The following is a 17,897-nucleotide window of genomic DNA, read 5'->3' on the forward strand; positions in this document are numbered from 1 at the left end:
CGACTGACTTAACACACAGGAGCAATGCTATGTCTGAACTTTCGCTGACTTATCGTCTGGGCGACAACGAAGTGGGTCGTCTGGGTTATGGTGCAATGCAGCTCGCAGGCCCTGGCGTGTTTGGCCCGCCGGCCGACGAAGCGCGCGCGTTGCAGGTACTGCGCGATGCGGTGGCCGCCGGGGTGAATCATATTGATACCAGTGATTTTTACGGCCCGCACGTCACCAATAAATTGATTAAGCAGGCGCTGCATCCCTACCCGGATAACCTGACGATTGTCACCAAAGTCGGCGCGCGCCGCGATGAGAAGGCCAACTGGCTGCCCGCTTTTAGTGATGAAGAGCTGACCCGCGCGGTGGAAGACAACCTGCGCAATCTCGGGCTTGATGTGCTGGATGTGGTGAACCTGCGCGCGATGTTCAGTGCCCACGGCCCGGCGGAAGGGTCGCTGGAGGCGCCGCTGGAGACCTTAATTAAGCTGAAAGATCGCGGCTTGATTCGCCATATTGGCCTCAGCAACGTGACGGCGAAGCAGGTGGCGGACGCGCAGAAGATGACGCCCATCGTCTGCGTGCAGAATCTCTATAACGTGGCGAACCGCCAGGATGACGTGCTGATTGATAGTCTGAATGAGCAGGGCATCGCCTTTGTGCCGTTCTTCCCGCTTGGTGGTTTTTCACCGCTGCAATCGAGCGAGCTGAATGCGGTAGCGGCGGAGCTTGATGCCACGCCAATGCAGGTGGCGCTGGCGTGGTTGTTACAGCGTTCACCCAATATTTTGCTGATCCCTGGCACCTCCTCTCCGCAGCATCTGCAGGAGAACCTCGCCAGCGCCAGGCTGGTATTGCCGCGCGAGGCGCTGGAAACATTAAACAGCATCGGCGCGTAGCAAACGATTCGGTATTTGCCGGCGTGATAAGTATTTGTAGGCCTGATAAGCGTAGCGCCATCAGGCATTAATCGGCGGTATTGCCGGATGGCGGCTCCCGCTTTATCCGGCCTACAAAGCTATCAAACGATTCGGTCTGCGTAGACCTGATAAGCGCAGCGCCATCAGGCGTTAATCTGTGGTATTGCCGGATGGCGGCTCCCGCCTTATCCGGCCTACAAAGCTATCAACCGGTTCGGTCTGCGTAGGCCTGATAAGCGTAGCGCCATCAGGCATTAATCTGTGGTATTGCCGGATGGCGGCTCTCGCCTTATCCGGCCTACAAAGCTTTCAAACGATTCGGTCAGCGTAGGCCTGATAAGCGCAGCGCCATCAGGCATTAATCGGTGGTATTGCCGGATGGCGGCTCCCGCCTTATCCGGCCTACAAAGCTTTCAAACGATTCGGCTTGCGTAGGCCTGATAAGCGCAGCGCCATCAGGCATTAATCGGCGGTATTGCCGGATGGCGGCTCTCGCCTTATCCGGCCTACAAAGCTATCAACCGGTTCGGTTTACGTAGGCCTGATAAGCGTAGCGCCATCAGGCGTTAATCTGCTGCATTGCCGGATGGCGGCTCCCGCCTTATCCGGCCTACAAAGCTATCAACCGGTTCGGTCTGCGTAGGCCTGATAAGCGCAGCGCCATCAGGCGTTAATCTGCTGCATTGCCGGATGGCGGCTTTGCCTTATCCGGCCTACAAAGCTTTCAAACGATTCGGCTTGCGTAGGCCTGATAAGCGTAGCGCCATCAGGCATTAGTCGGCGGCATTGCCGGATGGCGGCTCCCGCCTTATCCGGCCTACAAAGCTATCAACCGGTTCGGTCTGCGTAGGCCTGATAAGCGTAGCGCCATCAGGCATTAATCGGCGGTATTGCCGGATGGCGGCTTTGCCTTATCCGGCCTACAAAATCAGGCATTACCCAACCTTAACCACCGACTCGCGGCACACCAACTCGCCCTGATGGGCGCGCGGCGGTGTCTCGTCCGGCAACAAGAGGATCGCCACCGCGTGGCGGATCATCTCATCCATCGGCACATGCAGGGTGGTGAGCGCCGGATTGTAATATTTGCCAATTACCGAATCATCGAACCCGGCAAGGGAAACATCCTGCGGCAGGCGCAGCCCGGCTTCCTGACACGCTTTTGCCACGCCAATCGCCATATCGTCATTCCCCGCCAGCACGCAGCTGAACGGCACATTGCGCGCCAGCAACTCGCGCCCGGCCTCATAACCGCTGTCGGTGCTCCAGCTTCCGCGCACCAGCAGCTGCGGGTCCGGCTCGATTCCGGCGTTGCGCAGCGCCTGGTGATACCCCGCCAGGCGGCTGTCGCCGGTGGGCGAACCCTCGGAACCGGCGACGAAGGCAATACGCGTATGCCCCTGCGCCAGCAGATAGGCCACCATCCTTTCACTGCTCTGCCGGTGGTCAACAAATACGCACTGGCTGCGGTTGCGGGTCAGCTCGCGGTTAATCACCACAATCGGCGTCTCGCTGGTATCAATAATCTTGTCCAGCTCGTTGACCGTCAGGTATTTCGGGTAGATAAGGATCGCTTCACAGCGCAGCGACAGCAGCAGGTCGATAGCGTCGCGCTCCTCTTGCGCGCTGTGTTTTCCATCCGCCAGCACTAGCTGACGACCATGCATTTCGCTGTCTGTCGCCGCGTGGTAAATCATGCTGGAGAAGAACGGGCCGTTATAGAGCCCGTTAGTGATCACCAGACCGACGGAGTTGGTTTTGTTATTGGCAAGGTTGCGCGCCAGTTGGTTAGGCTTGTAACCCGTTTCGTCGATCGCCTGCATAATGCGGGCTTTAACCTCTTCGCGGACAAAGACTTTGCCGTTTAGCGCGCGCGATACCGTCGCTTTGGAGACGCCTGCCAGCCGTGCGACATCCAGTATCGTTACCATTCTTCATCCTCGCTCGTGTTATCTCTCTTGTCAGGCCAGCGACATCAGCGGCGCTCCCGCCGTGACGGCACCTTGTGACTGATGGTGAGTAAGCGTGAACTCATCGCTGTTCACCACCAGCACCGGCGTTGTTAAATCATACCCGGCCTGCTCAATTTTCGCCTTATCGAATGCCAGCAGAGGCGTACCTGCGGTGACCCGGTCGCCCTCTTTCACCAGCGGCGTAAAGTATTGCCCCTGTAAATTAACGGTATTCAGGCCAACATGGATCAGTAATTCTGCGCCATTGTCACAGATCAGGCCGATAGCGTGATGGGAGTCAATTAATGTCGCGACCTGCGCATCGCACGGCGCAACCACTTTTCCCTCGGCGGGGACAATCGCGATGCCATCGCCCAGCACTTTGCCGGCAAACGCTTCATCTTTCACGCTCTCCAGCGCAATCACTTCGCCTTTGATGGGGCTGAGCATTTGCAGTGTGCCAACGGTAACCGTCGCTGGTTTCTGCTCTGCGGGCGTCTCTTCAACCGGATCGTCAAAGCCAACAAACTGCACCATCACCACGGTCAGCACAATCGCCGTCCCAGCACCGGCCAGTTCGCCAATAAAGGACATTGGCGCATCGGGGCTGATGGCGTTCACCAGCGTAAAGAGGCCCGGCAGCGCGGCATAAGCATAATAGAGGCTGCCAAACAGGCTGGCGACAACTGCGCCGATGGCACCGCCAATACAACCGCAGATAAAGGGCTTTTTAAAGCGCAGCGTGACGCCGTAAATCGCCGGTTCGGTAATACCAAAAATGGCGGTCACGCCCGCCGACAGCGAGGTGGCTTTCAGCTGTTTGTTACGGCTTTTGATAAACACGCCAAAGACCGCCGCCATCTGACCAATCACCGCAATAGTCTGGTAGGCCTGGAAGGAGTCATACCCCTGGGTGTCGAAGTTGGCCATGATCACCGGCGTAATACCCCAGTGAACGCCAAAAATCACAATCACCTGCCAGACGCCGCCAATAATCGCGGCCGCCAGCGCCGGAGCGGCATGGAACAGGGCGTTGTAGCCATTTGCCACGCCAATCGCCGCCCAGCTGGTCAGCGGCCCAATCACAATCAGCGTCAGCGGCACAATCACCACAAAGCAGATCAGCGGCGTAAAGAGCGGGCTTATCACCTCCGGCAGCCATTTTTCCACCCGGCGCTCAAACCACGACAGCGCCCAGACGAGGAACAGCGGCGGCAGCACCGACGAGGTATAAACTGTTTCCGCCAGCGGGAAGAAGAGGAACTTCACTTCGTTCCCGGCGGCGATTTTGCCCGCCAGCGCCGTCCACTCGGGGTTGATCAGCGCACAGCAGCAGAGCACGGCGATAAACGGGTTGCACTTAAAGTGGCGTGCAGCGGTGATGGCAATAAACACCGGCAGGAAGGCAAACGGCGTCCAGGACATAAAGTTGAGCACCGCAAAGGTGCCGGTGGATTTGATATCCGCATCCGCAAGGCCGAGCAGGATCAACAAACCCTGCAAAATCCCGGCGGCGGCAAGAATATAGACGATCGGGGCAAATACCGCCGACATGGTGGCGATCACCGCATCGAGCCAGCGCGTTTTGGGTGGCGGCGCGTCATCCCCGCGCTCTTTTACCATGCCGCTCAGGGCGTTAAAAACATCGGCGACGTGGGTACCAATCACCACCTGGAACTGACCGCCGCTCTCAACGACCGCAATCACGCCGGGCAAACTCTGCACGTTATTTTTTGCCGTGGCGGGCGTTTCATTGAGGACAAGGCGCAGTCGTGTGGCGCAGCGGGAGAAGTTGCTGATGTTCTCTTCACCGCCGACCTCCCGCAGGATATCGCTCGCTAACTTATTGTAATCCCTGATAACGGCCATTTTTATTTACCTTTTATTATCGGAAACTGAGTAGGTGTAACTGGGTGAAACCGGTTTCATGCTAGCCTGGTGACGCTCTGCCGCAACCGGTTTCATGGAAAAGTGCGAACTGAATCACTCCTAAAAAAGAGGGGGTACGGCGACATTTCGTTGCCGGGCGAAGCATCGCGTCGCGCGCTGCATAACACTGGCGAGACGGAACAGTGGAGGGAGTGACCTATGATCGCAGTGTTATTTGAAGCCGATATTGCGCCTGGCGAGCAGCCGCGCTATCTGCAGCTTGCCGCAGAGTTGAAGCCGCAACTGGCGGAGATTGACGGCTTTATCACCATTGAGCGCTTTCAGAGCCTGAGCACGGAGGGGAAGATTTTGTCCCTCTCCTGGTGGCGCGATGAGGCAGCGGTGATCGCCTGGAAGCAAAACGTCCTGCACCAGGCCGCGCAGGCAGAAGGGCAGCGCACGATCTTTTCGTTCTACCGCATTCGCGTCGCGCAGGTGCTTCGCGACTACACCTCGACTGACAGGAGAGCCTGATATGTACGATCTTCACGTTGTGCTGGATAACGCGCCCGGTGCGCTGGCGGCGCTTGGCGAAACGCTGGGGCGCAATGGCGTCGGTCTTGAAGGCGGCGGGGTGTTTACCGTGAACGCGCAGTGCCATGCTCATTTTCTGGTGGAAGAGGGGGAGCGCGCAGGGCAGGTGCTGAAAGCCGCAGGCTTTACGCTGCAAAGTGTGAGAAAGCCGCTTATCCGCAAGCTTAAGCAGGAGAGGCCGGGCGAGTTGGGTGCAATTGCGCGCGCGCTGGCAAAAGCCGGGATCAACATTGAGGTGCAGTACAGCGATCACGATAATCGCTTGATCCTGCTCACCGATAATGATCCACTGGCGCAAGAGGTGACACAACATTGGGACGTATCGAAAGTATGAGTTTACCTGCCGACAATTCACCGCCTGCGCTGGAGAGCGCCCTTGCCGCTATCGCCAGCGCCATGGCGGAACCGTCGCGTGCGCGGATGCTCTGCGCGCTGATGGATGGGCGGGCGTGGACCGCAACGGAACTCTGCGCGGTGGTCGATATCGCCGCCTCGACAGCCAGCGCGCACTTAACCAAACTGCTAAACAGCGGGCTGCTGGTCTGCGTCTCGCAGGGTCGGCATCGCTACTACCGGCTGGCGGGCAGCGATGTCGCCGGGCTGCTGGAGAATATGATGGGTGTCTCGATGCGCGGTGCCAAAGTGCCCGTCACCCGCACGCCGCAAGCGCTTCGCCGGGCGCGTACCTGTTACGATCACCTTGCCGGTGAGATCGCCGTTGGCATTTACAGCGTGATGCAGCGAGATGGGTGGATCACCGACGCGGGCGATGCGGTCACCGAAACCGGCAGGCGTGAGCTTGCGAAACTCGGCGTAGCGCTCGACCCGCACACCCGGCGTAAACCTTGCAGCGCCTGCCTCGACTGGAGCGAGCGCCGCTTTCATCTCGGCGGCGATGCCGGTGCTGCGCTGCTTATCGTCTTCGAACAACGCGGCTGGCTGCAGCGCACGCCGGGCTACCGCGAAGTGACGATTACCGAAGAGGGAAGAAGCGCACTGTTTAGGGTGTTTGGTGTGCAAGGATGAGAAGAAAATTGCCGACGCAGAGTTCAGCAAGCATATGCGAAATAAGGAGTTATTATGGCAACCTTAGACGAACTATTAGCGAAACGAAGTCCTGAAAGTCTGGCGCGCATTGAAGAGCGGGTTGATGAGTTACGACGCAGCATTGTGTTAAGCCAGCTTCGTGAAGAGTTGAACATTTCCCAGACGGAGCTTGCCAGTCTGATGGGGGTGAAGCAGCCAACGCTTGCCAAAATAGAGCAGCCGGGCAACGATCCGCGTCTCTCAACCCTTAAACGCTATGTTGCGGCGCTGGGCGGCGAGTTAACCATTGATATTACGTTGCCCACCGGTAAACGGGTGGCTTTTCAGATTTGAGGCTGCCGCGCTATACCGCGTATGGCTTTCCGGTGGATGGTTGCAACATATCCAGCCACCAACCCCTGTGCTGGCCCCAGCTTTAACGGTCTCGATCGCCACCATTCGCGCCCAAAGTCGTGACCTTTGTAGGCCGGATAAGGCGTCAGCCGCCATCCGGCATTGCAGCCGTTTACTGCCTGATGGCGCTGCGCTTATCAGGCCTACGCAACCCAAATCGTCTGTAGGCCGGATAAGGCATATCTATCTCTTTGTTGTGAAAAGCGATGTGCTGTAAGGTTATGTCTCGTTTTAAAGCAAGGAGAGCTCAATGCGTATCAGTGGTGTGACAACATTACTCGTAATCCTTTTTCTCAGCGCACCCGCGATAGCGGAGCCCAAACAGCAAGCCTCTGAACTGGTGAAAAAGTACACGCTGGCAGAGGATGCGGATAAAACTGCCGTGTTAGAGGATTTCGACAAGCTCGCGCGCAAAAATCCTGAAAATGTGAATGTTATTCGCAGTTATACCAGCCTGCTTTCTTCCAGAGGCGACTATCAGAAATCGCTCACTTACCTTGAGCCTGTTAACAGAGCTAACGCTAATCCATCATTATTGCTGCAAGAGTGCATGCTCAAAGAGCGTCTGGGTAAAAAAGATGATGCGTGCTATCAACGTGTAATCAGCGAATCGGAAAGTAATCATATTGAAAATATGGATTATCTGATGGCGCTGTTTTTTACCAACAACGATAAATTTCCGACGGTTAAGCAGCGTTTGTTAACAAAAAATCCGGCGCTAAGTGATGATTTCAATATCTTCTCGCAGGATAAACGCAGTGTACTGATGGTGATTTACCCGTAAGAGAATAAATATGAGCCCAGTCACTGGGCTCAAAAATTAGTTATCGCTAAATATTTCTGTATTACCGTTATTATCCCGAACGGCAAAGCCTACAGAGAATATGCGTGAAGAGGGGATTATCGATTTCTCTCTTTTTTCGTCTGAGTCGAGGTAGACGGTGAAGTTATAGGAGTGCCCTTTTTCAAACTTATAGCCATAAGTCGGCATGCAACTGTCAGAGGTTGCCGCTATATCGTTGATATCATATTTTTCAAGCGCATTTTGCGGATTCCCGACTTCTGAGATTTTGACAATCGCCACTTTTTCATCGCCTTCGGGTTGAACAAGAACACAAACATTATTCGCGACGGTAACAGCCTTAGCCCGTAGCTGCGGAGGCTGTGGATTCTGATGGCAGGCTGCAAGCGATAATACTAACAGGCTTACTAACACCATTTTTTTCATCGGCTATTACCTTTGGTTTAAAAAGTGTGAAAGAACATATTCGTATTCTGGCAGGACAGTCTTATTTGTTACACCCCTGAAATTGATAAGGCGTACGTTTTTAATCCATCTGGAATACCCTAGTTTTCGAAGCAACCAATAATCAGCAATGATGGATGCTTGCTGTTCCATCGTGTAGTGATGGAGCAACCTCTTACCATCAAGGCGGTACGTGTAATCAGCAACTCCGCTAAAAAGGCCGCTCAACCTTACCCACATACCTTTCTGGTGCTGCCAGACATGAGCCATTTCATGTATGAAAGTATGCTGAGATTCATCATTTCCTCGCGAGAAGTCGGATAAATAACTCTCTTTTCGAAACCACAGCTCTCCATTGGGGGCCATTGCATAAGCAGGATCTTGTAATCCGAATGGAAAGTAACTGTCACAATGTACTTTTACGTCGTTATAAGAAATTGAATTGCCATATATAGAGCGTGCCAGCACAACTTCCCCACATGTTAACGCTCTTTCAAAGCCTTCCCTGGTTTCCATCTTTATACTCTCGGTTGTTACAAATTGCTGAAATAATCGCATTTTTTATGCGGGTATAGTCAGAGTCAAAATCTCAAAGTATTCGATGAAAAAGTCGCAAAATTAAAAAAGCTCCTGCCTTTACAGAATCACGCACCGTCACCTTCTTCCCGAAAACACCAACATCTTTAACAGCCCCCGAACGCCGCCCGTCGTCTTCGTAGGCCGGATAAGGCGCAGCCGCCATCCGGCAAGAAACCGCGCCCGCTCAGGGTAAAAATGGTCGTCCGATTTTCGGTTGTGCGTCTATGGCTCTAAACGTCAGACTCGGCTCAACAACATCACCGGAGACGACCATGACGTTCAACGACCTTCATCAACAACCTTACCCTTTACTGTTAGCTAACGTCTGGGATGCGAGCAGTGCCCAGACGGCGGAGCAGGCGGGCTATGCGGCATTAGGCACTTCAAGCGCCGCTATCGCCGTACAGTTCGGCTATGCCGATGGCGAAGCAATGCCCTTCGCACACCTGCTCTTTATAGTCGAGCGCATTCGCGCTGTAAGCGACTTACCATTAAGCGTCGATCTGGAAGCGGGTTATGGCCGCTCTGCCGAAGAGATTGCGCAAAATATCCAGCAGTTAATCGCACTGGGCGTGGTCGGTATCAATCTGGAAGATAGCCAGGTGGTCAACGGTATACGATCTTTGGTTGATCCCCTACTTTTCGCGCGTCAGTTGCAAACCCTCGTCAGCCTGCTGCCCGCGGGTTTCTTTTTCAATATCCGTACCGATACCTTTCTGCTTGGGGTAGATGATGCCCTGCAGGAAACGCTGCGGCGCGGCGAACTCTATGCAGGCCACGGTGGCAATGGGTTGTTTGTGCCGGGGGTAAAACAGGACACGGATATCATCACTATTGCCGGACAGGTTGCGCTGCCGCTCAATGTGATGGCCGTACCAGGGCTGGCTGATATTACTGAACTCTCACGCTGGGGAGTACGGCGGATATCAACAGGAAATTTCCTGCATCAAGCGATACAGACCCGGCTAAAAACGTTACTCTCAGGCATTCAGCGGAAGCAGGTTTTTGAGGAGATTTTCTGCGATGAAAATCAGTGATCCTGTTCAATGCGCGAACTGGTATCAGGCGCTGCTCGACCGCGCCTCGGAGTACACGGGCGTGTTCTTCGTCGGTGTGAAAACCACCGGTGTGTTCTGCATCTCTGTCTGCCGGGCGCGTAAGCCGAAACGGGAAAATGTTGAGTTTTATAGCGATATGAAATCGGCTCTGGATGCGGGTTTCCGGCCGTGCAAAGTGTGCCGACCAACAGAAAATGCCTGCTCTGCGCCAGACTTTATTCAGCAGGCGGTTACGCTGGTGCGTAATAACCTGAAATCCCGCATCAGTGATACGCAACTGCGTGAGCGTAATATCAGCCCGGAGCGTGTCAGGCGCTGGTTTTTACAACACCACGGCATGACGTTTCAGGCCTTTCAGCGGATGATGCGCGTTAACGTTGCGTTGCAGGAGCTTAAAGGTGGTCGCAGCGCCACCGATGTGGCTTTCGACAGTGGGTATGAATCACTGAGCGGGTTCGGTTACACCTATAAAAAACTCACCGGTGCCGCGCCGAGCAAAGGGCGGCAGACCATCATCATCCACCGCTTCACGACGCCGCTGGGCCCAATGTTTGTCTGCGCTACCGCGCGCGGGGTTTGCCTGCTTGAGTTTGTCGACAGACGTATGCTTGAAACCGAGTTCAGCGATCTGCAACGGTTGCTTAACGCCCGCATTCTCGCCGGAGAGAATGAGCATACGCGGCAGGCCGAAAAGGAGATAAGCGACTATTTTGCGGGTCATCGCCGCCATTTTGATATGGCATTAGATCTGCCGGGCAGCGCCTTTCAGCGCCTCGTCTGGCAAGGTTTGCAGGATGTGCCGTATGGTCAAACGACGCACTATCAATGCCTTGCGGAGCGTATCGCTAAACCGCTGGCGGTGAGGGCGGTCGCTGCGGCGAATGGTGCCAACCGGGTGGCAATCGTGATCCCATGCCACCGTATTATCGGTAAAAATGGCACCATGACCGGCTATGGCGGCGGCATTGCCCGCAAAAAGTGGTTAATTGAGCATGAGGCGCGCCATGCGCTTAGCCTGGCCGGATAGCGCAAACCGCATCAACCTCTCACGAATGCTCCGTTATTGCCTGCGCGGCGCAGATCAGCGCCAGATGGCTCAACCCCTGTGGCAGGTTGCCGCTCCATTTTCCGGTGCGCACGTCGAACATCTCGTTAAAGGTTTCGACGTTGCCTTTATCGCAGATGCACTCGAGGATCTCCTCCATCGCGGTTTTCGCGCACTCGATCTCGCCCATTGCCGCCCAGGCTTCCGCCAGCCAGAACGAACAGGCCACGAAGGTGTTCTCCTCCTCCTGCACGCCGCTGTAGCGGTAGGTCATGGCGCAGCCGTCGCCCAACTCTTCGCGGATGGCGCGGTAGGTGGATAACATGCGCTGCGGATTAACGCTGTTGCCATAGCGGTGCACCAGCGCCAGCGACGCGTCGAGGCGATCCTCGCTTTGCGGGTAAAAGAGGTAGGCCTGCTTGCTCTCGGACCAGCAGTGCTCCTCAACCCAGTCGCGAATGCGGTCGCGCTCGCGCTCCCAGCGCCCCACCCAGGTCGGCTCAATATGCTTCTCGCGCGCCATCTCCACCGCGCGGTCGAGCGCCAGCCAGCAGGCCATTTTGGAGTGGGTATAGTGCTGGTGCTCGGGCAGTTCCCAGATGCCGCAATCCTTTTGCCGCCAGTGATCGGCGCAGCAGTTCGCCAGTTCGCCCAGTAAACGTGACGTACGCAGATCCAGCACATGCCCGGCGTTAACAAACAGCTGCGCCGTCGCCAGCATGTCGCCATACATACTCAGCTGGAGCTGATCGCGGGCGTTATTGCCGACGCGCACCGGGCGCGAATCTTTATAGCCACGCAGCGGCGGATAGGTCTCGGCGGGCACCGCTTCGCCCTCGAGCGTATAGCAAGCGTGGAGGCGCACACCGTGGCGAATAATCGTTTTTGATAACCAGGAGAAGGCGGCTTTGCACTCCTCCAGCGCGCCGAGAAAGGCGAAGGCTTTGATAATCAGGCAGGCATCGCGCACCCAGGCATAGCGATAGTCATAATTTTTCTCTTTGCCGACCCCTTCCGGGATCGACGTCGTTGCCGCTGCGGCAAGGGCACCGGTCGGCGAGTACCAGAGAAACTTCAGCGCCAGCGCCGAGCGCCCGACATGATCCTCATACGCCCCGCGGTAGCTGAGGCTTTTTGACCAGTCGACCCATGCGGTGTGGCTGGTCTCGATCCGCTCATCAATCGTTGCGAGATCCGGCACCGCCAGCGGCTCCTTCTCCGTCACCAGCAGCGCCACCAGCGTGCGGCTCTCGGGCGATGTGGTAAAGGTGCCGTGGATCTGCTCATCATCAACATCGACGATCGCCACATCCTCACTGGTGCGCAGCATCGCCATCAGATCGGCAATATGGTAGACGTTGCCGTGAGCGGTCTCATTAAGCCACGGCGAGCAGGTTTCCGCCCGCGTGCCAAAGCGCAGGGAGAGCTTCATTTTCACCTCTCCCTCAAGGCCTTCAACGCGCCGCGCCAGTTCGCTCCACGGCAGGCGGCCCGCCAGCGTGCTGTTAATCGATTCGGTGATTAGCACTTTACCGCTGTCGGTGGTGAAGGTGGTTTCCAGCACGTTGCTGTCATCGCGATAGCGCCGCGTCACGCTGTAGGGCGCATCCGGCTCAAGCTGAAAAAATCCGCCGATATCGGGGTCGAGCAAGCGGTCAAACAGCGGGGCCGAATCGAGATTGGGCGCGCACCACCAGTCAATCGAGCCATCCGGCGCAATCAGCGCCACGGAGCGGCCTTCGCCGATAGCCGCATAATCGCCCGCCTCGACAAAGCCATTTTCCCGCACGGGAGAGGTGTATTGCGCGTTCTTCACGGTCTGTTATGTCCTGTTGAGAGGAGGGGAGAAGCGGACGTGGCCGCCGGGCGGCGACCACGAGATGCAGGATTGTGGCAATCCTTACAACGTACCGGTACCCCCGTCGGAGCACCATACCTGGCCTGAGCTATAGCTGCTTTCCGGCGACGCCATCGTGACGTACAGCGGCGCAATCTCAACCGGCTGACCCGGGCGTTTCAGCGGTGCGCTGGCACCAAACTGCTGCACTTTCTCCTGCGGCTGACCGCCACTTGATTGCAGCGGTGTCCAGTAAGGACCCGGTGCGACGGCATTGACGCGAATCCCTTTCTCGCCCAGCTGCTGCGCCAGGGATTTGGTAAAGGCGACAATCGAGGCTTTGGTCTGGGCGTAATCAAGCAGGATCGGGCTTGGCTGATAGGCCTGTACCGAAGAAGTGTTGATGATGCTCGCCCCTTCCGGCAGGTGTTTCACCGCCGCTTTGGTGATCCAGAACATCGCATAGACGTTGGTCTTAAAGGTGGCGTCGAAATCTTCCGTCGACAGGGTGAGGATCGATTCGTTGAACTGCTGGCGACCGGCGTTGTTCACCAGAATATCCAGCCCGCCAAGGCCTTTAACGGCATCCTCTACCAGCTGCTGGCAGAAGGCTTCAGAGCGGATATCGCCCGGAATGGCAATCGCTTTGCGGCCTTCTGCTTCAATCAGTTTGATCACTTCTGCCGCATCGGACTCCTCTTCCGGCAGATAGTTAATCGCCACGTCGGCCCCTTCACGGGCATAAGCGATGGCGACAGCGCGACCAATACCAGAGTCACCCCCGGTGATCAGCGCTTTACGTCCGGTCAAACGGCCAGAACCGCGATAGCTGGTTTCGCCATGATCCGGCACCGGGATCATCTTGCTGGCAAGGCCAGGCGGCGTTTGCGGTTGCTCGGCAAAAGGAGGGGTCGGGTAGTGCGGCGCTAAAGGTCGTTTAGTGTTTTGCTCTGCCATGCTTGCTCCTTAAACGTTATGTAGACACGTGTTTAAGCCTGGCATAGATGTGAGCATTGTCACGTTACGGGCAGGAAAACCAGGAATAGGTGAAATAAAACGGCAGCGAAAAGCGGTGTTTTCGCTGCCGTCAGGATCAGTCGAGATCCGCGCCGTTGCTGGCGATCACCTTCTTATACCACCAGAAGGATTTCTTGCGGCTGCGCGCCAGTGTGCCGTTGCCCTGGTCGTCGCGGTCGACATAGACAAAGCCGTAGCGTTTGCTCATCTCGCCGGTGGAGGCCGCCACCAGATCGATGCAGCCCCAACTGGTGTAACCCATCACCGGAATGCCATCTTCAATCGCCTCGCCCATCGCGCGGATATGCTCGCGCAGGTAGCTGATGCGGTAATCGTCATGGATCTCGCCGTTGGCATCGACCTCATCTTTCGCCCCTAATCCGTTCTCCACTAAAAAGAGCGGCTTCTGATAGCGGTCATACATCATGTTCATGGTGATGCGCAGGCCAAGGGGATCGATGCCCCAGCCCCATTCGCTCACCTCAACATGCGGGTTGCGCAGGGATTTGACGATATTCGCCGCGCTGGTGTTGGCCGCGTTCATCTCCGCCGAGGCGCAGCGCGAAGCGTAGTAGCTGAAGGAGACAAAATCGACGGTGTTTTTCAGGATCTCGTCATCGCCTGCTTCTTTAACAATCTGCACCCCTTTCTCGCGGAATACGCGGGCGGAGTAGGCCGGGTAGCTGCCGCGCGCCTGCACATCGATAAAGAAGAGGTTTTCGCGATCCTTCTCCAGCGCCGTCCAGACATCGGCCGGTTTGCAGGAGTAGGGGTAGAAGTTACCGCCCGCCAGCATGCAGCCCACCTGGTTTTGCGGGTTCACCTCATGGGCGATTTTGGTCGCCAGCGCGCTGGCAATCAGCTCATGGTGCGCGGCCTGGTACTTCACCTGATCCTGGTTTTCACCCTCTTCGAACACCAGCCCGGCACCGGAGAAGGGGCTGTGCAGCATAATGTTGATTTCGTTGAAGGTGAGCCAGTACTTCACCAGCCCGTCGAAGGCTTCAAAACAGGTGCGCGCATAGCGGGTGAAAAACTCCACCATTTTGCGGTTGCGCCAGGAGCCATACTCCGTCACCAGGTGCATCGGCACATCGAAGTGACACAGCGTCACCAGCGGTTCGATATTGTACTTTTTGCACTCTTCAAACACCGCGCGATAGAAGGCGATCCCCTCTTCATTCGGCGTTAATTCGTCGCCTTTCGGGTAGAGACGGCTCCAGGCAATCGAGGTGCGGAACACCGTAAAGCCCATCTCCGCCATCAGAGCGATATCCTCTTTGTAGCGATGGTAAAAATCGATCGCCTCATGGCTGGGATAGTACTCATCGTCGCGCAGGGCAAAACGCTTCTCCTGCCCCAGTTTCACCGCCAGGCGGTTCGCGCCGTGCGGGATCATATCGACGGTGGTCAGCCCTTTGCCGCCCTCCAGATATCCCCCTTCCGACTGGTTGGCGGCCAGTGCGCCGCCCCATAAAAATCCTTGCGGAAAAACAGCCATGCGTTACCTCGCTCTATTAATCAGGCTTGTGCTTCTTTTACCGTTACCGGCTGCGCCGTCGGTGCGTTTTTCTCCGCTTCGACCGGAATATCCTCAAAGCCGAGCAGCAGCGTCAGCACAAACGACAGCACCACCGCCAGCGCCATCACGCCAAACACCCAGACAATAGTCATCGGGTTTGCCGGATCGAAGAACTGCACGCTGGTAAATAACCCCGGTGCCGCCATCGAGTGGCTGGCAAGCCCGGCGATACCGGCGACCGCGCCGCAGATAAAGCCGCTGATGAGGCTGGCAATAAGCGGGCGTTTCAGGCGAATCGCCACGCCATAAAGCGCCGGTTCGGAAATCCCGGCGAGGATCGCCGAGGCCGCCGCCGCCATCGCCGTCTGGCGCAGCTCCGGGTTTTTCGTTTTCCACGCCACCGCCAGCGACGAGCCGCCAAGGGAGAGGTTCGCGCCGATTTCCGACGGCATTACCATTCCCTCTTTGCCCGTTTCGGCAATGGTCTGAATGATAGTGGGCGTAAAGACGCGGTGCATACCGGTCATTACCAGCAGCGGCCACAGCGCGCCCATAATGGCAACGGAGAGCCAGCCGAGATAGCCGTGAATGGTGTAAACCAGCGCGGAGATGGCGCTACCGATCCAAATGCCGAGCGGGCCAATCAGCACAATCGCCAGCGGCGCGGCAATCAGCACGATCAGCATCGGCTTGAGGAAGTTTTTCGTCACCGCCGGGGTGATGCGATCGACCCAACGTTCAATGTAGGAGAGGCACCAGGTCATCACCAGCGCCGGGATCACCGTGTAGGTATATTTCACCGCGGTCACCGGGATCAGCGCAAACTCGACGTGCTCGCCCTGCGCCGCTTTCGCCATCAGTTCAATAAAGCTCGGGTGCACCAGCACACCGGCAATGGCGATCGCCAGCGACATATTGGTTTTAAATTTTACCGCCGCCGAGGCAGCCACCATCAGCGGCAGGAAGAAGAAGGCCCCGTCGCCAATCACCGTCAGGATGGTCAGGGTGGAGGAGCCTTTTGGCAGCGCGCCGGACATCTCCAGCACCATCGCCAGCAGTTTGACCATCGAGCCGCCGATAATCGCCGGGATCAGCGGCGACATGGTGCCGATCAGCGCATCGAGAATACCCGCGCCGATGCGGCGCAAGGTGAGTTTTTGTTTGGTCTGCGTCTCGACGGGCTGCATATCCTGCGGCAGCAGGCTGACCACTTCACGAAACGCCTGCGAAACCGTGTTACCGATAATCACCTGGCACTGGTTGTCGTTGCGTACCACGCCCATCACGCCGCTGATGCTTTTCAGAGTGGCGCTGTCGATGCGCGTTTCATCTTTCACCACGAAGCGCAGGCGCGTCATGCAGTGCGTTACGGCGGCAATGTTATCGACACCGCCCAGCGCATCTACCACCGAGTGGGCAAGCGCCGCATAGTTCTTAGCCATTGTTTTTTATCCTGTTTAATCAATAGGGTAATGACTTATCGCACGCCCAGGCGGCGATGAAACATGAAATAGGTAACCGGTTCCACAAAATCATGATGAGTTTATGTGAGGGAAACAAGACCTAAAAATAAGCACTTTTTCAAAGCGTGATGAAGATCACCGGATAATCACAAACGCGCGCTTTTTGCCGGATGGTTAACTGTTTCAATACGCCTCGTGGCTGAAGTACACTTCGCCACAGGACATTTGCAGGAGCAGGACAGATGGCGACAATGCAGGAGGTGGCGAAGCGGGCAGGGGTGTCGAAAGCCACGGTTTCACGCGTATTGACGGGTAAAGGCTATGTCAGCGAAGAGACAAAAAGCCGCGTCTTTCAGGCGATTAGCGAGAGCGGCTACCGGCCAAACTTACTGGCGCGCAGCCTTGCCAGCAGCACTACCCAGACGCTGGGATTAGTGGTTACCAACACCCTTTACCACGGCGTCTATTTCAGCGAACTGCTCTCCCATGCGGCGCGCATGACCGAAGACAGAGGGCGTCAGCTGCTGCTGGCAGATGGCAAACACAGCGCCGAAGAGGAGCGTCAGGCGATCCAGTACCTGCTCGATCTGCGCTGCGACGCCGTCATCATCTACCCGCGTTTTCTCAGCGTCGACGAGCTGGATGCGATTATCGACAGCCACCCTCAGCCAATTGTGGTGCTCAACCGCCGCCTGCGAAAAAACCTCAGCCACTGCGTCTTTTGCGATCAGCACGCCGCCAGCCAGCAGGCGATCTCCGCGCTGATTGCGCGCGGCCATCGCGATATTGCGCTGATCACCGGCTCGCTCGATTCACCCACCGGTATTGAGCGTTTATCCGGCTATAAAGACGCGCTGCAACAGCAGGGCATTGCGGTGCGTAATGAATTGATTGTCGAAGGGAAATGGACACCGCAAAGCGGAGCAAGCGGCGTGCGTGAACTGCTGGATCGCAAGGTCTCTTTCAGCGCGCTGGTGGCGAGCAACGACGACATGGCGGTAGGTGCCATCAAGCAGTTGCATGACAGCGGCATTGCCATACCCGGCCAGGTTTCGGTAGTGGGCTTTGATGATATCGCCATGGCACCCTTCACCGTGCCGGCGCTCTCCAGCGTCAAAATCCCGGTTACCGGCATGATCAAAGAGACCATCAATCGCCTGATATTTATGCTCGATGGCGGCGACTTTACCCTGCAATCCACCTTTCCCGGCGAGTTGATCCTGCGCGACTCCATCACCAGCGGCCCCTGCGCCTGAGGTGTCAGCTGTCATCGACACTTCTGTCGATGACAGCGCTGCGCTTTTACTAACATCATTAAATTCAGCCACTTAAAAAGTGGCACGCTTTATGAATACTTCAGCGGG

Annotated in this window: 17 protein-coding genes; 9 read left to right on the top strand and 8 right to left on the bottom strand. The window is 56.6% G+C overall.

Going from position 1 to position 17,897, the window contains the following annotated elements; genetic code table 11:
* The first annotated feature begins 29 nt into the window (after nt 1-29).
* Nucleotides 30-890: an aldo/keto reductase family oxidoreductase gene (locus tag EH164_RS04415; protein WP_124967428.1), complete on the top strand. Its 861-nt coding sequence runs from the start codon at nt 30-32 to the stop codon at nt 888-890.
* Between the two features lie 956 nt (nt 891-1,846).
* Here the strand turns inward: EH164_RS04415 and EH164_RS04425 are convergent.
* On the bottom strand, nt 1,847-2,842 hold the full coding sequence (locus tag EH164_RS04425; RefSeq protein WP_124967430.1) for a LacI family DNA-binding transcriptional regulator: 996 nt from the start codon (nt 2,840-2,842) through the stop codon (nt 1,847-1,849).
* Nucleotides 2,843-2,872: 30 nt separating this feature from the next.
* The gene (locus EH164_RS04430) at nt 2,873-4,732 is read right to left on the bottom strand and encodes a beta-glucoside-specific PTS transporter subunit IIABC (protein ID WP_124967431.1); all 1,860 of its coding nucleotides are present in this window, start codon (nt 4,730-4,732) and stop codon (nt 2,873-2,875) included.
* 219 nt (nt 4,733-4,951) lie between these two features.
* Between EH164_RS04430 and EH164_RS04435 the strand changes: the two genes are divergently transcribed.
* From EH164_RS04435 to EH164_RS04455, 5 genes are all read left to right on the top strand, one after another.
* The gene (locus EH164_RS04435; RefSeq protein WP_124967432.1) at nt 4,952-5,266 is read left to right on the top strand and encodes an antibiotic biosynthesis monooxygenase; all 315 of its coding nucleotides are present in this window, start codon (nt 4,952-4,954) and stop codon (nt 5,264-5,266) included.
* Between the two features lies 1 nt (nt 5,267).
* Nucleotides 5,268-5,660, top strand: a complete 393-nt coding sequence (locus EH164_RS04440) for an amino acid-binding protein (protein WP_124967433.1) — start codon at nt 5,268-5,270, stop codon at nt 5,658-5,660.
* Nucleotides 5,657-6,352, top strand: coding sequence for a helix-turn-helix transcriptional regulator (locus tag EH164_RS04445; protein ID WP_206430690.1), 696 nt, complete (start codon nt 5,657-5,659; stop codon nt 6,350-6,352). The genes EH164_RS04440 and EH164_RS04445 overlap by 4 nt, the downstream gene beginning before the upstream one ends.
* A gap of 54 nt (nt 6,353-6,406) precedes the next feature.
* Nucleotides 6,407-6,706, top strand: coding sequence for a helix-turn-helix domain-containing protein (locus EH164_RS04450; RefSeq protein ID WP_124967434.1), 300 nt, complete (start codon nt 6,407-6,409; stop codon nt 6,704-6,706).
* 310 nt (nt 6,707-7,016) lie between these two features.
* Nucleotides 7,017-7,550 (top strand): type IV pilus biogenesis/stability protein PilW, encoded by a 534-nt coding sequence (locus EH164_RS04455; RefSeq protein WP_124967435.1) that lies wholly within the window; start codon nt 7,017-7,019, stop codon nt 7,548-7,550.
* Between the two features lie 36 nt (nt 7,551-7,586).
* On the opposite strand, the gene EH164_RS04460 is transcribed toward EH164_RS04455, so the two are convergent.
* Both EH164_RS04460 and EH164_RS04465 read right to left on the bottom strand, forming a co-directional pair.
* Nucleotides 7,587-7,994: a putative T6SS immunity periplasmic lipoprotein gene (locus EH164_RS04460; protein ID WP_124967436.1), complete on the bottom strand. Its 408-nt coding sequence runs from the start codon at nt 7,992-7,994 to the stop codon at nt 7,587-7,589.
* A gap of 6 nt (nt 7,995-8,000) precedes the next feature.
* Nucleotides 8,001-8,528 carry a type IV secretion protein Rhs gene (locus EH164_RS04465; protein WP_124967437.1) on the bottom strand — a complete coding sequence of 176 codons (528 nt, stop codon included), beginning with the start codon at nt 8,526-8,528 and terminating at the stop codon, nt 8,001-8,003.
* A gap of 335 nt (nt 8,529-8,863) precedes the next feature.
* On the opposite strand from EH164_RS04465, the gene EH164_RS04470 reads away from it, so the two are divergent.
* Both EH164_RS04470 and EH164_RS04475 read left to right on the top strand, forming a co-directional pair.
* Nucleotides 8,864-9,628 carry an isocitrate lyase/phosphoenolpyruvate mutase family protein gene (locus EH164_RS04470; RefSeq protein ID WP_124967438.1) on the top strand — a complete coding sequence of 255 codons (765 nt, stop codon included), beginning with the start codon at nt 8,864-8,866 and terminating at the stop codon, nt 9,626-9,628.
* A complete protein-coding gene (locus EH164_RS04475; RefSeq protein WP_124967439.1) occupies nt 9,615-10,676 on the top strand; it encodes a bifunctional transcriptional activator/DNA repair enzyme AdaA in 1,062 nt (353 codons plus the stop codon). Before EH164_RS04470 ends, EH164_RS04475 begins: the two co-directional genes overlap by 14 nt.
* A 19-nt stretch (nt 10,677-10,695) precedes the next feature.
* Here EH164_RS04475 and EH164_RS04480 read toward each other — a convergent pair whose 3' ends face one another.
* The 4 genes from EH164_RS04480 to ascF all read right to left on the bottom strand — a co-directional run bounded on the left by EH164_RS04480 (nt 10,696) and on the right by ascF (nt 16,512).
* Entirely contained in the window at nt 10,696-12,510 is a 1,815-nt protein-coding gene (locus tag EH164_RS04480) for a glycoside hydrolase family 15 protein (RefSeq protein ID WP_124967440.1), read from the bottom strand.
* A gap of 84 nt (nt 12,511-12,594) precedes the next feature.
* Nucleotides 12,595-13,488 carry an SDR family oxidoreductase gene (locus EH164_RS04485; protein ID WP_124967441.1) on the bottom strand — a complete coding sequence of 298 codons (894 nt, stop codon included), beginning with the start codon at nt 13,486-13,488 and terminating at the stop codon, nt 12,595-12,597.
* A 136-nt stretch (nt 13,489-13,624) separates the two neighbouring features.
* Nucleotides 13,625-15,049, bottom strand: a complete 1,425-nt coding sequence (locus EH164_RS04490; RefSeq protein WP_124967442.1) for a 6-phospho-beta-glucosidase — start codon at nt 15,047-15,049, stop codon at nt 13,625-13,627.
* 20 nt (nt 15,050-15,069) lie between these two features.
* On the bottom strand, nt 15,070-16,512 hold the full coding sequence (gene ascF / locus EH164_RS04495) for a PTS cellobiose/arbutin/salicin transporter subunit IIBC (RefSeq protein ID WP_042714703.1): 1,443 nt from the start codon (nt 16,510-16,512) through the stop codon (nt 15,070-15,072).
* Between the two features lie 263 nt (nt 16,513-16,775).
* On the opposite strand from ascF, the gene EH164_RS04500 reads away from it, so the two are divergent.
* Complete coding sequence (locus EH164_RS04500; RefSeq protein ID WP_124967443.1) at nt 16,776-17,789, top strand: LacI family DNA-binding transcriptional regulator; 1,014 nt, start codon at nt 16,776-16,778, stop codon at nt 17,787-17,789.
* Nucleotides 17,790-17,897: the final 108 nt, after the last annotated feature.

Origin of the sequence: Kosakonia sp. CCTCC M2018092 (assembly GCF_003864115.1) — a bacterium.
Classification (GTDB): Bacteria; Pseudomonadota; Gammaproteobacteria; order Enterobacterales; family Enterobacteriaceae; genus Kosakonia; species Kosakonia cowanii.